13 protein-coding genes are annotated in these 14377 nt (G+C 38.7%); 9 read left to right on the top strand and 4 right to left on the bottom strand.

Annotation, left to right across the window (positions count from 1 at the left end; genetic code table 11):
* Positions 1 to 124: 124 nt before the first annotated feature.
* Both GJU39_RS05820 and gap read left to right on the top strand, forming a co-directional pair.
* Positions 125 to 1204: an MraY family glycosyltransferase gene (locus GJU39_RS05820; protein WP_154279761.1), complete on the top strand. Its 1080-nt coding sequence runs from the start codon at positions 125 to 127 to the stop codon at positions 1202 to 1204.
* Positions 1205 to 1287: 83 nt separating this feature from the next.
* Entirely contained in the window at positions 1288 to 2295 is a 1008-nt protein-coding gene (gap, locus tag GJU39_RS05815) for a type I glyceraldehyde-3-phosphate dehydrogenase (protein ID WP_154279760.1), read from the top strand.
* Positions 2296 to 2304: 9 nt separating this feature from the next.
* Here the strand turns inward: gap and GJU39_RS05810 are convergent, their stop codons facing one another.
* A complete protein-coding gene (locus GJU39_RS05810; RefSeq protein ID WP_154279759.1) occupies positions 2305 to 3039 on the bottom strand; it encodes an NUDIX hydrolase in 735 nt (244 codons plus the stop codon).
* 236 nt (positions 3040 to 3275) lie between these two features.
* On the opposite strand from GJU39_RS05810, the gene GJU39_RS05805 reads away from it, so the two are divergent.
* Positions 3276 to 5729: a glycoside hydrolase family 3 N-terminal domain-containing protein gene (locus GJU39_RS05805; RefSeq protein WP_154279758.1), complete on the top strand. Its 2454-nt coding sequence runs from the start codon at positions 3276 to 3278 to the stop codon at positions 5727 to 5729.
* A 139-nt stretch (positions 5730 to 5868) separates the two neighbouring features.
* Here GJU39_RS05805 and GJU39_RS05800 read toward each other — a convergent pair whose 3' ends face one another.
* Both GJU39_RS05800 and GJU39_RS05795 read right to left on the bottom strand, forming a co-directional pair.
* Entirely contained in the window at positions 5869 to 7116 is a 1248-nt protein-coding gene (locus GJU39_RS05800; RefSeq protein ID WP_154279757.1) for a type II toxin-antitoxin system HipA family toxin, read from the bottom strand.
* A 1-nt stretch (position 7117) separates the two neighbouring features.
* Positions 7118 to 7411: a helix-turn-helix domain-containing protein gene (locus GJU39_RS05795; RefSeq protein ID WP_154279756.1), complete on the bottom strand. Its 294-nt coding sequence runs from the start codon at positions 7409 to 7411 to the stop codon at positions 7118 to 7120.
* 290 nt (positions 7412 to 7701) lie between these two features.
* On the opposite strand from GJU39_RS05795, the gene GJU39_RS05790 reads away from it, so the two are divergent.
* Both GJU39_RS05790 and GJU39_RS05785 read left to right on the top strand, forming a co-directional pair.
* A complete protein-coding gene (locus tag GJU39_RS05790; protein WP_154279755.1) occupies positions 7702 to 8133 on the top strand; it encodes a GNAT family N-acetyltransferase in 432 nt (143 codons plus the stop codon).
* 9 nt (positions 8134 to 8142) lie between these two features.
* Positions 8143 to 9336 (top strand): phosphoglycerate kinase, encoded by a 1194-nt coding sequence (locus GJU39_RS05785; RefSeq protein ID WP_154279754.1) that lies wholly within the window; start codon positions 8143 to 8145, stop codon positions 9334 to 9336.
* Between the two features lie 125 nt (positions 9337 to 9461).
* Here the strand turns inward: GJU39_RS05785 and GJU39_RS05780 are convergent, their stop codons facing one another.
* Positions 9462 to 9863, bottom strand: coding sequence for a hypothetical protein (locus GJU39_RS05780; protein WP_154279753.1), 402 nt, complete (start codon positions 9861 to 9863; stop codon positions 9462 to 9464).
* 573 nt (positions 9864 to 10436) lie between these two features.
* Here GJU39_RS05780 and mraZ point away from each other — a divergent pair.
* Genes mraZ through GJU39_RS05760 form a run of 4 tightly spaced genes read left to right on the top strand, consistent with a single transcriptional unit; the run spans position 10437 to position 14310 of the window.
* A complete protein-coding gene (mraZ, locus tag GJU39_RS05775) occupies positions 10437 to 10904 on the top strand; it encodes a division/cell wall cluster transcriptional repressor MraZ (protein WP_154279752.1) in 468 nt (155 codons plus the stop codon).
* Positions 10894 to 11799, top strand: a complete 906-nt coding sequence (rsmH, locus tag GJU39_RS05770) for a 16S rRNA (cytosine(1402)-N(4))-methyltransferase RsmH (protein WP_154279751.1) — start codon at positions 10894 to 10896, stop codon at positions 11797 to 11799. Before mraZ ends, rsmH begins: the two co-directional genes overlap by 11 nt.
* A complete protein-coding gene (locus tag GJU39_RS05765) occupies positions 11796 to 12218 on the top strand; it encodes an FtsL-like putative cell division protein (protein ID WP_154279750.1) in 423 nt (140 codons plus the stop codon). The genes rsmH and GJU39_RS05765 overlap by 4 nt, the downstream gene beginning before the upstream one ends.
* On the top strand, positions 12208 to 14310 hold the full coding sequence (locus tag GJU39_RS05760) for a penicillin-binding protein (RefSeq protein WP_154279749.1): 2103 nt from the start codon (positions 12208 to 12210) through the stop codon (positions 14308 to 14310). The genes GJU39_RS05765 and GJU39_RS05760 overlap by 11 nt, the downstream gene beginning before the upstream one ends.
* The last annotated feature ends 67 nt before the right edge of the window (positions 14311 to 14377 follow it).

Genomic DNA, 14377 nt, shown 5'->3' with positions numbered 1-14377 from the left:
AATATAGCTAGCCGTATTCATGCATCAGAAAGGAATACCAGATTGATATTTGTCACATTAAAGAAAAAAAAGAACAGCAGAAACCTATCATCAATCGTTATCTTTGTTTAAATAGTTCCCCATTTTGTTCAAAAATCTGTTAACAGCTACTCCAGAAGTATTCTATGGGGCAATATTTATATTGTCACTGTCGCTTGTAATCTTTAGTATTCCTTCCGTAATTCATGCTTCCTTAAAATACAAGCTTTTTGATATTAGCGATTTGCACAGAAAAAATCACGCGGCGAATATATCCCGTTTAGGTGGTTTATCAATTGTGGTAAGTTTTACCATTTGTACTTTACTATTTTCCGCAATTATTAGTTTCGAAGAAGCTAATTTCCTGATCGTTTCCTGCATTATTCTCGCCGGCCTGGGTTTAAAAGATGATGTTTATGGTACAAATACCAGTACCAAATTTCTATTGCAACTGATTGTAGCTGCTATTCTTGTGTTTTTTGGTGACTTTCGGCTTACCAGTCTTTATGGGGTGCTCGGCATTAATGACATAAATTACATCGGTGGCGGCATTTTCTCCATCATTTTAATCATTTTTTTAAACAATGCCTTTAATTTAATTGATGGAATTGACGGTCTGGCGGGTACAATCGGCATCCTGGTAAGTCTGTGTTTTGGAATATGTTTTGCCATGATGGGGCAGGTGCCTTATGCCTTTATCGCTTTTGCCCTTGCGGGTGCTATTGCCGGCTTTTTAAAATACAACTGGTTCCCGGCAAAGATTTTTATGGGAGATACTGGGGCATTAATTATCGGTATAACCACCGCCGCCCTTGCCATTAAGTTTATCGAACTGAATAAATTTACCGGAATGAACAGACCTGCTTTTTATTCCGCACCTGCCATTGCGGTGTCTATTTTGATTGTTCCTATTTTTGATTCGCTTCGAATATTTACAGTAAGGATTTTAACCAGAAGATCCCCGTTTTTGGGCGATAGAAATCACATTCACCATAGATTAGAAGCCCTCGGATATAAGCCCGATAAAATTGTATTCATGACGGTTATTTTAAATTTCGTCATCATCCTCGCTACAATAATCCTGCAAACATTTGGTAATTTCCTCCTGATCTTTTTATTAATCGGCATTTGTATGGTTTTCAATGTGCTAATCTCCTGGCGACTTTCTAAACAATCTGTTAAATAATATGTAAATAAATGCAGACAGAAATTTGCGATAAAGCTATAATCTGGAAATAAACGTTAATTTTGCGCTCTAATTTTAATAAAATGAGGCTGGCGATTAATGGTTTCGGTAGAATAGGCAGGACTTTTTTGCGGTTGGCATTGGCTGAGGGCTTCGAAGTGGTTGCAATTAATGATCTGGCAGATGCCAGGGCCATGGCTCATCTTTTTAAATATGATTCTGTACACGGAGTTTTTAAAGGCGAAGTTGCTGCCAAACCGGATTCTCTTGTAATTGGAAAGCTTTCTATCCCTGTTTTTTCTATTAAAGAAGCTGATGAATTGCCTTGGTCTGCTTTGAGGGTTGATTTGGTAATAGACTGTACCGGCAAAAACCTAACTCTTGATACTGCCGGAAAACACATTACTGCCGGGGCAAAACAGGTTTTAATTTCGGCGCCTGCTGCTGACGATATTCCGATGGTTGTGTTGGGCGTGAATGATGACCGCATAGATTTAAAGAGTGAAATTCTCTCCAACGCAAGTTGCACTACAAATAATATTGCACCGATGATCAAGATCCTCAATGATAACTGGGGGGTAGAAGAAGGCTATATCACCACGATCCACTCGATGACAGGTGATCAGAATCTGCACGATTCAAACCACAAAGACCTGCGCAGGGCGAGAGCTGCATCATCATCAATTATTCCTACAACTACAGGTGCTGCAAAAGCCATTACGCATATTTTTCCGGAGTTGGATGGCTGTTTAGGTGGTGCAGGAATCAGGGTTCCGGTTTTGAATGGATCACTTACCGATTTCACTTGTCTGCTAAAAAAGAAAACAACTATAGAGGAGATTAATGCCGCATTTAAAATGGCTGCCGCAACTGATCTTGCCGGCATTATTGAATACACCGAAGATCCGATCGTATCAGTAGATATTATTGATAACCCACATTCCTGCATTTTTGATTCCCTGCTTACCTCCATTGTTTGCGATATGGTGAAGGTTGTTGGCTGGTACGATAATGAATTCGGATATAGCTCCCGCCTGATTGATATTGTGAAAAAGATAGCGGCTGACAAGGAACCAGAGCAAACAAAATAGTTTATCTCACTACCAGTTTAATCCACTTAACGCAATCTTATACTTTTCTTCATCAAATTTATAAAGGTTTGGCGATTTATAGGCGCCGCCTTTTCGCTGTTCATCAAGTTTAATGAGGATGTCGTAGCGCATTATTTTTCGATAAAAATTTCCCCGGTTTAATTTCTCTCCCAGGATAGCTTCATACAAGGCCTGCAATTCAGGAAGCGTAAAAGTTTCTGGCAGTAAACTATAACCAATTGGCTTATGGCTGATGTGCTCCCTTAAAGTATCAAGTGCTTTTTTAAGGATAATTTCATGATCCATCACCATTTCAGGGATAGGATCAACAGGTACCCATTCACAACGATCTGAGAAGATATCCGGCTGTGGATTTACCTGCGTATGATCTACCAGGGCGTAATAACCAATGGTAATAAAGCGTTGCTTATGCCATAAATCATCCGGGTAATCCTTAAAATATTCTTCAGAACGATTCAGGTTTCCGAAAACACCGAAATTATTCAGGAATATCTTATCGGCACCACTTCTTTCATATAATATTCTTTTTGCCGCATCATCAACTGCCTCATCCTTTTGTAAATATCCGCCAGGTAAAATCCAATTATCATCCTTCTTAATTTTTAATAATAACACATTTAATTGGTTGTTCAGAAAGCCAAATACAACGCTGTCAATAGAAATATGGGGGATTGAGTTGCGCCAATGTGCTGCACTTGCATCTTTAAGTTCCTGAATAATCATCGGTTGAAGTTAGTTTATTTCCAGCCTCCAAAAATAATAATTTGTTTTTCTTAATTAAACACATTAATATTGCTTCATAATGAAGCAATGAGAAAAAGAATTGATTTCGACTGTCAGCTCTTTTAATTATTGAAGCGCTAAATGATCGGTAAAGAATCAGTTAAAAAATGCTTCCAGATTTTTAATCGGATTAAAGCGTTAATATTCAGTGAGCTAACCAGGTAAATAATAATAATATGAAAAAGTATCATGTAAATCAGGCATTGAAGCTTTCGCTGATGGGCGCATTGGTTTTCTCCAGTGTTTCCTGGGAAAATGCAACAGCAAAAAGCCTTGAAAAATCACCGAAAATTACCATTAATGGTTTCACTTTCGAAGATTTAAACAGAAACGGTAAATTGGATAAATACGAAGATTACAGGCTGCCTATGGGCGATCGGATTGATGACCTGATCAGTAAAATGACAGATGAAGAAAAGGCTGCTATGCTTATGGGTACCGGAATGCCGGGATTCGATGGGTTAACGCCAGTTATTGGAGCAATTGAGGGCCGCGTTCCGGGCGCTGCAGGCGGTACTTATAAAATTGAGCGTTTAGGAATTCCGGAAATTATCGTAGCCGATGGTCCTGCCGGATTACGCATTAAACCCATCCGCGAGAACAATAAAAACACCTATTACTGTACCGCTTTTCCAGTAGGAACGGCTTTAGCTTCTACCTGGAATCCGGAGCTTATTCAAAGTGTTGGTAAGGCGATGGGCAATGAAGTGAAAGAATATGGCGTGGATGTGCTTTTAGCTCCTGCACTGAATATCCATAGAAACCCTTTAAACGGTCGCAATTTTGAATACTATTCTGAAGATCCTCTGGTATCCGGTAAAATTGCTGCGGCCATGGTGAACGGTATTCAATCTAATGGTGTGGGCACATCTGTTAAACACTTTGCCGCCAATAACCAGGAAACCAATCGCCTTTCGATTAATGAACACATTACCGAAAGAACCATGCGCGAGCTTTACCTGAAAGGCTTTGAAATTACCGTAAAAGAATCTAACCCATGGACGGTTATGTCGTCTTATAACTTGATCAACGGAACTTATACTTCGGCAAGAAAAGATTTACTAACCAATATTCTTCGTGAGGAGTGGGGGTTTAAAGGAATTGTAATGACTGATTGGTTTGGTGGTTATGCAGGCTTCAGTTCGTTGCAGGCAGGCACCAGCAATGTGGTGGCGCAGCTAGAGGCTGGAAATGATTTGCTCATGCCCGGGCTTCCTGCTCAGAAAACGGCAATTTTAGAAAACATGAAAAATGGTAAACTTTCAAAAGCTGTTGTAAATACCAACATTAAAAGAATTTTGGAACTGGTTTTTAAATCGCCAACTATGGCGAAATACAAATACACCGACAAGCCAAATTTAAAGGGAAATGCCGAAGTTACACGCAATGCAGCTGCTGAGGGAATGATTTTGCTAAAGAATAATGGTGATTTATTGCCCTACCAGGCTAAAGAAAAACTGATTTCTGCTTTTGGCGTAACCTCTTACGATTTTATTGCAGGCGGAACCGGGAGCGGTGATGTAAATGAAGCTTATACAGTTTCATTAATTGAGGGATTAGAAAAAGGTGGCTATAAATTAGATACAGAACTTAAAACACTGTACACACCATTTGCTGCAAAAGAAAAAGCTGCAGAACTGGAAAGTCGTAAAAAGCGTGGAATTCTTGCGCTTCCGGAAAGATTACCAGAACTTGATTTAAGTAAAGACCTGATTGCAAAAAAGGCATCAACAACAGAATTGGCAGTAATCACCATCGGAAGAAATTCTGGTGAAGGTGGCGACAGAACCGTGAATAATGATTTTAATTTGGCAGCCGATGAAGTCAGCTTAATTAATAATGTAACCGAAGCCTTCCATGCAAAAGGTAAAAAGGTAGTAGTAATTTTAAATATTGGGGGAGTAATTGAAACGGCAAGCTGGAAAAATAAAGTAGATGCAATTCTACTCTCATGGCAGCCAGGTCAGGAAGGTGGTAATTCTGTAGCAGATCTTTTCAGTGGAAAAGTTACTCCTTCGGGCAAATTAACCATGACTTTCCCGGTGAAATATGAAGATACGCCATCAGCGAAAAACTGGTTAGGAACGCCTGCCTCGAATCCCGAAAACGTAACTTATGAAGAAGGAATTTATGTGGGCTACCGCTATTTTAATACTTTTAAAGTTAAACCATCTTTTGAATTTGGCTACGGATTATCTTATACCAATTTCGAATACGCCGATCTTAAACTGAGCAGTAAAACCTTCGATGGGAAGTTAACCGCTTCTGTTACTGTTAAAAATACTGGTAAAGTGGCAGGGAAAGAGATTGTACAACTCTATCTTTCTGCACCGCATCAAAATATAGATAAACCTGTATCAGAATTAAAAGCTTTTGCAAAAACTAAATTGTTGAAGCCCGGACAATCAGAAACGCTACAACTTACCTTATTGCCGAAAGACCTGGCTTCATTTATGGAAAGCAGAAGTGCCTGGGTTGCCGAAGCCGGAAATTATAAGGTAGCTATTGGTGCTTCATCTTTAGATATTAAACAATCTACAGCATTTTCTTTAACCAAAGAATTGGAAGTAGAAAAAGTTCACAAGTCTTTTGCGTTAACGGCTCCGGTTAACGAACTTAAAAGCAAGTAATTTATTTAAGCAGCCATAAAATCGCATTGACGGTGATTTTATGGCTGCCTTTTTTTGAGATTATAAAAGGGTTTTCTTTCTGCTCAAGGGGTGAGGTTAGTCTGTTACTTTCTTAAATCAATATTAATATCATCAGGCTTTAGCCAAACTTAAATGCTTTAGCCATCAGTTCTATTTCACTCCGTTTAATTTTAATGGAATTTGCTATTGCTCTCCATGATTGCACAGCATCTTTTACCTGAGAAAGTATTTCTTCCATTTCTTTTTTGTTCAGTCTGAAATATTCGCCAACGCTAAAAGCGATCTCAAAATTCAGCTCTCCGGTATTGCTATCAATTGTGATTGCCAATGCATCTTTATCAATAGATGGATTCAAGTCGTATGCAGGTGAAAGCCGCCAGCCTTTATCTGTGAGGAGAAATCCGTGGTTTCTAAGGTGATCATCTGTGTTAGAAATCGCTATATTAAAAATAATCCGGCGCCATAACTGATGCAGGTCGCGATCTACAAAGGCACCATTCGATTGAATAAATTCGGCAATGTCCAGATATCCTGTTTCTTCATCCACATTGCCATCTACATTCCCTGTCATAGTCATCGCAGAAGAAAAATGTATCCGATGGCTTTTATCTCTATCGAAACGTTTAGTTAAAAAAGTGCTGTATTCTCCTGAAATATGTTTCAAAATAGAATCAGACATTTCTACTCCAGCTTTTAATGCTAATTTATAAGCCAGGTACTCCCATGCAGCTTTATCTATTGTATCATTTTTTGAAGGAAATTTTGCAATCCATAGCTGCATTTTTTCATCTATTATATTTGCTTTTGGCCTTGCGCCGCCCAAAGAAGATCCTGGTGCCATTAGCATTTTTATATCCTCGCGAATGTCATTGCTATCCTCATTTTTCTCAAACTTGTCAGCACTATTTTGCAAATCAATAAGGTGTGCCCATGGTGGGGTGGGGTGATTTTGATCATTGTTTAGAAATGGGCCATTCCTATCCAATTTAAACCGTAAAGCCCCCATTCTGCTTTCATCATTCACACCAAGCAAAAAGTCTATATCATAGAGCGTTGGCACAAGCGTTCCTTGTCTTTTTGCATGATCTGTAGCCTGCCTTTTTAATAGTGTTCTACCCCATGTATCGGGCATGGAGTCCATAAATATGCCAAAGTTTTCTTTTCCTCTTGGGTATTGAGGGCCACTAAAGCGCTCCAGGTCCGGATCCAGTAAAAAGAAATTGGGATGTTTAATCCAGGCTTTATTGTATTCAAAGTTAAATGTTTTTTTTCCTTTTCCCTGAGAAGCAGATAATATCCCAATCTCTATTGGGCCATCAATTCCTTTCCAGTCTGCATAGATGTAAATCTCCGTCTTTCCAGTCATTTTATTTAGTTAATAGGTCTAAATCCTGAAGCTTTCGGCCAAATTCATCATCTGCTGCAATTTTAAGGAAATCGTCTTGTAAGTTCAACGTCCGAAGCACATTAAAATAAGCCCCTATAGAAATATTTGGGCTACCTTTTTCGATACCGGTAATTGTATTTCTGCTTAATCCTGCCCGTTCAGCTACTTGAAGAATAGTTAAAGCCCGCCGCTTCCTGGCTAATTTAATATTCTCTCCAAATGCTTCTAATATTTTTTTATGCTTTGGAAACAGTATTGGCCTCTTAATCTTCATCACTTATTGTTTTATGATCACAAAGATGCGCAAAATATAGTGCATACCAAAACTCATATATTAATTATGCACCTTATTTTGTGCGTTTTATTCATTTATGCACAAAATAAAGTGCATTTTTGATCTATTTAGACTTTTTATTCTATGTGATAAATCGCCCATTACCAATCGGTCACCAAAATTCTTAATCAATTTTAATCAGGTTTCAAATGCTTTGTTAACTTTGCGAACGCACTGAAAACAACACGGTGCCTATCTTGTTGCTATTATCAACCTTTGATTAAGTTAATATGGTTAAATTCATTCTTCACGAAGAAGTTCTTCCACTCAGAAGCTTGATGCTGAGAAATGGTAGGCCGTTGCAAGAATGTATTTTTGACGGAGATGAAGCCTATGATACCTTTCATCTCGGTTACCTGGAAGATGGTGCTATCAGATCTGTAGCCACCTTTATGCGTAACGATTTTTTTCCGGAAGACGGAGAAGGTTATCAACTTCGCGGAATGGCAACCCATCCGGATTTCGGCGGCAGGGGTTATGGAGCGGCATTAATCACCTTCGCTATAGCCTACCTCAAAGAATACAATACAGATTACCTCTGGTGTAATGCCCGGTCTGCGGCGGCACCATTTTATAAAAAGATAGGGTTTATCAATGAATCTCCGGAGTTTGATATTCCTGGTATTGGTTTTCACTATGAAATGCGACTAAAACTAAAATAATATATAAACATGAAAACAATTGATCAGTTAAATTTTAAAGATAAAAAAGCGCTTATCAGAGTAGATTTTAACGTGCCTTTGGATAATGAATTTAAAATTACCGATGATAAAAGAATGCGTGCTGCGCTTCCAACCATTACTAAAATTTTAAATGATGGCGGTTCTGTAGTCTTAATGTCCCATTTGGGTAGACCAAAGGATGGTCCGACTGATAAATATTCGCTAAAACATATTCTAGGCGATTTATCCCGTATGCTTGATCTTGAAGTAAAATTCGCTGATGATTGTATTGGTGAAGATGCTGCTGACCAGGCGAAAAATCTTTTCCCAGGTGAAGTTTTATTATTGGAAAACCTACGTTTTTATAAAGAAGAAGAAAAAGGTGATGTAGCCTTCGCCGAAAAATTATCTAAACTGGGTAATGTTTATGTAAATGATGCTTTTGGTACAGCTCACCGTGCACATGCATCTACTTCAGTTATTGCACAATTTTTTCCTGATGCAAAATATTTCGGTTATTTAATGGCTTCTGAAGTAGAAAATGCAGAGAAAATCCTGAACCATGCAGAGCGTCCTTTTACTGCCATTATGGGTGGTGCGAAAGTTTCTGATAAAATCTTATTGATCGAAAAGTTATTGGATAAAGTTGATAATTTGATTATTGGCGGCGGTATGGCTTATACTTTTGCAAAAGCACAAGGTGGCGAAATCGGTACCTCGCTTTTGGAAGCAGATAAACAAGAACTTTCATTAGAATTAATTGAGAAAGCGAAAGCAAAAGGAGTGAATTTAATTTTGCCTGTTGATACGGTAATTGCAGATAAATTTGCAAATGATGCAGATAAGAAAGATGTAGATTCAGGTCAGATTCCAGCTGACTGGATGGGATTAGATATCGGTCCAAAATCTGTTGCTTTATTTCAGGAGGTGATTAAAAATTCTAAAACCTTATTGTGGAATGGTCCGATGGGTGTTTTTGAAATGGAAAACTTCCAGGCAGGAACTAAAGCAGTGGCTGATGCTGTTGTGGCGGCAACTACCGAGAACGGTGCCTTTTCATTAATTGGTGGCGGAGATTCTGCTGCTGCAATTGCAAAATTCGGTATGGAAGATAAAGTAAGCTACGTATCTACTGGTGGTGGTGCTTTATTAGAATATATGGAAGGTAAAGAATTGCCAGGCGTTAAAGCGATTAACGAATAGTATTTCAGTCATCGGATGAATAACGTGTACCGTGTCGATATTCATCCGATGACTATTCATATTTATCGATTTAGTGATCGGATGAATAATATGCACCATGTCGATATTCATCCGATGACTATTTTTTAAGGTTTCCATTCATTCCGTTTAAAATTTAACATAGCTTCACTCTCTTCAATAAAGTCATCTTTGCTGATTCCGCTAAGTGCAAAAAATAACTCCTGATTACACAGCGTTCCATTTCTTAAACCCAGCAAAACCAGGTATGATGAAAATTGCCATTGATTTAAACTCTTTGTCAAACCAGCCCTGACTGGATTTTGATGGATGTAATGAGCGCAAATTGCCAGATAGCTCACAGCATTGTTATCGTTCATATCTATTAATTCTTTTGCTTTTGTCTTCTGCTGAAATAGCGAGCCGGTTCGTTTTTCCTGAAGATTAATGGCCCGGGTATAAGACCTGAGTAGAACTCCCATAGCGTTATTTAAATCATTGGCCTTAAAATCTGCACGGGTAAGTACCATAAAATGAAAATGGTTAGGCATTAAGCAATAACAAAGAATATCAGCATGGGAAATCAATTCCTTCCTGATTTTTTTTAAAAAAAAGAAATAATTAGCTTCTGTGAAAAATATTTCTGACTATTATTTCCTCTGTTATAAATATGATAAGCGGTATCGGTCTCGAATTTCATTATTAAATATAATAATTTTGCTACACATCATTTAGTTAGCATTATAAATACATAGAGGTGCCTGCCGGCAATGCCGTTTTAAAAAAATCTCTGTAACCCGTCGATGGTAATCAGACTAGCCAAGCTACTTTGTGGCTTTATTCATGCATTTAGCTATTAATTGGTTTAGATTTGTATGTGCTTAAAAAGTTGGGCGAGTTTCCCACTTTTTCAAATTTAAAGATATAAGTCATTGATTGTTAATAATAAATGGTCTTAGCATTGATGAGTTAAGTTGCGATTTGATGCGCTAAGACCATTTTATTGTAACAAAAAAGATGTTGAAAACTTTTTTGTGGTAAAAAGTGGTAAAAAGTGGTAGAACTATTTACTTTTACACTAGATAAAAAGTGTAGATACCACTATGACCCAACTTTTAGGAGAATTCGATTGTAAACTTGACGCAAAGGGACGCCTTATGGTACCTGCTGCGCTTAAGAAACAATTGCCTAATTCCGAAAATGACGGACTCATCATTAACCGTGGTTTCGAAAAAAATCTGGTCATCTATCCTAAAAATGTTTGGGATGCAGTAGTAGCAGATCTCGCTAAGCTGAATATTTATGATCAGGAAAATCGTGCTTTTGTAAGGGCTTTCACCCGTGGCGCAACTGAGCTTTCGCTTGATGCTGCTGGTCGCGTATTGCTGCCAAAATCTTTGGTTGAGTATGCAGGGATTGGAAGCGACCTTGTTTTAGCTTGTCAGTTAGATCGTATTGAGGTTTGGGATAAAAAATCTTATGAAGATATTTTTGATGATGTGCCTGCGAACTTCGCAGATCTGGCTCAAAAAGTAATGGGTAATAAGAAAGGAGGCGTTGATGGAGAATAATTATCACGTTCCGGTAATGTTGCAGCCTTGTATAGACGGACTTAATATCAATCCTGATGGGGTTTATGTTGATGTAACCTTTGGTGGTGGAGGCCATTCAAGAGAGATCTTAAAATACCTAAGTGCGAAAGGGAAATTAATTGCTTTTGATCAGGATCCTGATGCGCAACAAAATATTCCCAATGATGACCGATTGGTGTTCATCGATCAAAATTTTGGTTTTCTGAAAAATAACCTTCGTTTAAATGGGGTAAGGCAGGTTGATGGTATTCTGGCTGATTTAGGTGTTTCCTCCCATCAATTTGATGTTCCGCAACGGGGTTTTTCGATCCGTCATAATGCAGATTTAGATATGCGCATGGATCAGCACCGCAATTTAACGGCTGCAGAAGTGCTTAACACCTATTCTGAAGATAAATTACATAAGCTTTTTGGTATTTATGGCGAAGTGAAAAATGCGAAATCACTTGCGCGTGCCATTGTTACTTCGCGTTTGGAATTGCCATTCACGGATATTGATAGTTTGAAAGCCGCTATCGCATCTTACATCCCGAAAGCAAAAGAAAATAAATACCTGGCGCAGGTTTTTCAAGCCCTGCGTATTGAGGTAAATGCGGAGATACAGGTGCTGGAAGATTTTTTACTGCAGGCAGCTGATGTATTGAAACCCGGAGGTCGCCTGGTGGTGATGTCTTATCATTCATTGGAAGATCGGCCTGTTAAAAATTTCATGGCAAAAGGAAAGTTCCAGGGTGAGGTAGAAAAAGATTTCTTTGGAAATCAGCAGAAGCCTTTCCATGTAATTACAAGGAAAGCTGTGGTAGCTACCGAAGAAGAAATTGCACAAAACAATCGTGCCCGCAGTGCGAAATTAAGAATTGCAGAGAAGATATGAATAAGTTCAGGGAGGATATAGAAGAGGAGGAAATTGGTCCTGAACCAGAGTTAAAGGCCGTGCCTAAAAAACCAAAAACTGCTGAAGAGAAAATGGATAGTAATTCATTTATCAGTAAGCTTTTTAATGATGGATTGGTATCCAAAGAGGCGGCAACAGAAGCTTTGCCTTATTTGTGTTTTTTAGCCCTTTTAGGGATGGTATATATCGCTAACAGCCACTTTGCGGTAAACAATGTTCGCCGGATTGATAAATTAAATAAAGAAGTAAAAGAATTAAGATGGGAGTATAAATCGTTAAAAGCTGACTTAATGTTTAAGAGCAAACTGACAGAAGTAGCCAAAACAGTAGATACCCTTGGAATAAAAGAATTGATTGAACCACCAAAAAAAATAATTGTTAAAAGCGATGAATATTAGAGCAAACATCTTGCTTCGTGTATATCTGGCATTTGGCTTAATTGTGCTTTTTGCTTTCGCAGTGTTTATGCGCCTCGGTCAGGTGCAGTTTGTGCAGGGCAAAAAGTGGAAAGCGATGGCAGATAGCCTGTCAACACGTTATGTAAATGTAGAAGCTACCCGTGGAAATATCTATTCTAACGATGGCAGTTTGCTGGCCACTTCAGTGCCTGAATATGAGTTGCGGATGGATATGTTTGCCGGTGGCATTGCAGAACAGAAAGTCTTTTATGAAAAGGTAGACTCACTGGGTATTAAACTGGCGCAGATTTTTCAGGATAAAACAGCAAAAGAGTATGCCAGGATGTTGCGCAAAGGGCGGCAGGATAGTGCCCGGTACTTACTCATTCACCGGAAAGTAGGTTATGCAGATTTGAAAACCATCCGGACTTTTCCGCTCTATAACATTGGTAAATTTAGTGGTGGGTTAATCGCTGTTCAGCAGAACAAGCGAATTCTTCCGTTTCAGGCGCTTGCTGCCCGTACCATTGGTTATAAAAATGAAAATGTAAAGAATGGCGTTGGTTTAGAAGGGGCTTATAACGAATATATTAACGGTGAAACCGGGAAAAGACTAATGCAGCGCATTGCAGGAGGTGTTTATATTCCTGTTAATGAAGAAGCCGAGGTTGCGCCGAAAGATGGTGCTGATATCATCTCAACGATAGATATCAATATGCAGGATTTAACGCAGAATGCACTCGAAAAGCAATTGAAGCTGATGGACGCAGATCACGGAACGGCTATTTTAATGGAAGTGGCAACAGGTGAAGTAAGGGCAGTGGCAAATTTTTCTAAAATAGAGGAAGGCGTTTATAAGGAAAAATTCAATTATGCCATTGCAGGTAATCAGGATCCAGGCTCGACGTTCAAGCTGGCTTCATACATAGCTTTGCTTGAAGATAAACTGGTCGATACCAATACCATGATCGGAACGGGGTATTATCAGATTCCGGGGAAATTAATTACAGATTCACACCCGAAAATTGAAACCGTTACCGTAAAAAAGGCCTTTGAAGAATCATCCAATGCGGCAATTGCAAAATTGATTAATACCCATTATGGTAATGACCCGATCAAATTTACCGATCATTTGTACGATTGGCACCTAAATGAGAAAATGGGTTTGCAGATTCCCGGTGAAGCAATGCCAGTGGTTAAAAATCCAAAAACAAATAAAAGCTGGAATAGGAATATGACGTTGCCTCAAATGGCTTATGGTTATGAAATGCAGTTAACGCCACTTAAAATGTTATCGTTTTACAATGCAGTTGCAAACGATGGAAAATATGTAGCACCGATTTTTGTAAAGGAAATTAGAAGACTAGGCAACCCGGTTGAGCAGTTTAAAGCCAGGGTTATTAATGATAAGATTTGCTCTGACGTAACACTGAGTAAAATTAAGGCAATGCTTGAAGGCGTTGTAACAGAGGGAAGTGGAAAAAAAATCGTTTACAATCCACTTTATAAAATTGCAGGTAAAACCGGTACTGCGCAGGTGGCTGATGCCAATAAAGGGTATAAGGCGAACAAGCAATATCAGGCATCTTTTGTAGGGTATTTTCCTGCAGATAAGCCTAAATATTCATTAATCGTGGTGATTAACGATCCGAAAGGAGCTTATTATGGCGCCACAGTTTCCGGACCTGTGTTCAGGGAAATTGCAGATCGGATATATGCCAGCGATATGCAAATGTACAATGATATGCCGACTAAATTGGTAGGTAATACAGGCAATCCGCCAACAAAGGCAGGCCAAAGTAAAGCTACCCAAAAAGTATATAAGGCATTTGGTTTTAAGCCACTGTTTGCTTCAAAATCTGAATATTACAATATCGTCGACACGAGTGCCGGTACTGTTTTTCAGGAAAATAATGAGCGAAGAGGTGTAATGCCAAACGTAGCCGGAATGGGATTAAAAGATGCGCTTTACCTTTTAGGCAATGCAGGATTAAAAACGAAGGTGTATGGATCGGGTAAAGTGATTGCGCAATCCATAGCAGCTGGAACCAAAGTTGGAAAAGGATTAGGCGTACAAATAGAGTTGAATTAAAATAAATGATAAAATGAGAGAATTTTGAATGAGTGAATGTTACAGGCTATAGCCACATTCTACATTC

The organism is Pedobacter petrophilus, from assembly GCF_009674725.1.
GTDB lineage: Bacteria > Bacteroidota > Bacteroidia > Sphingobacteriales > Sphingobacteriaceae > Pedobacter > Pedobacter petrophilus.
Note: the sequence above shows the minus strand (reverse complement) of the source record. Positions and strands in the feature narration are given on the sequence as shown.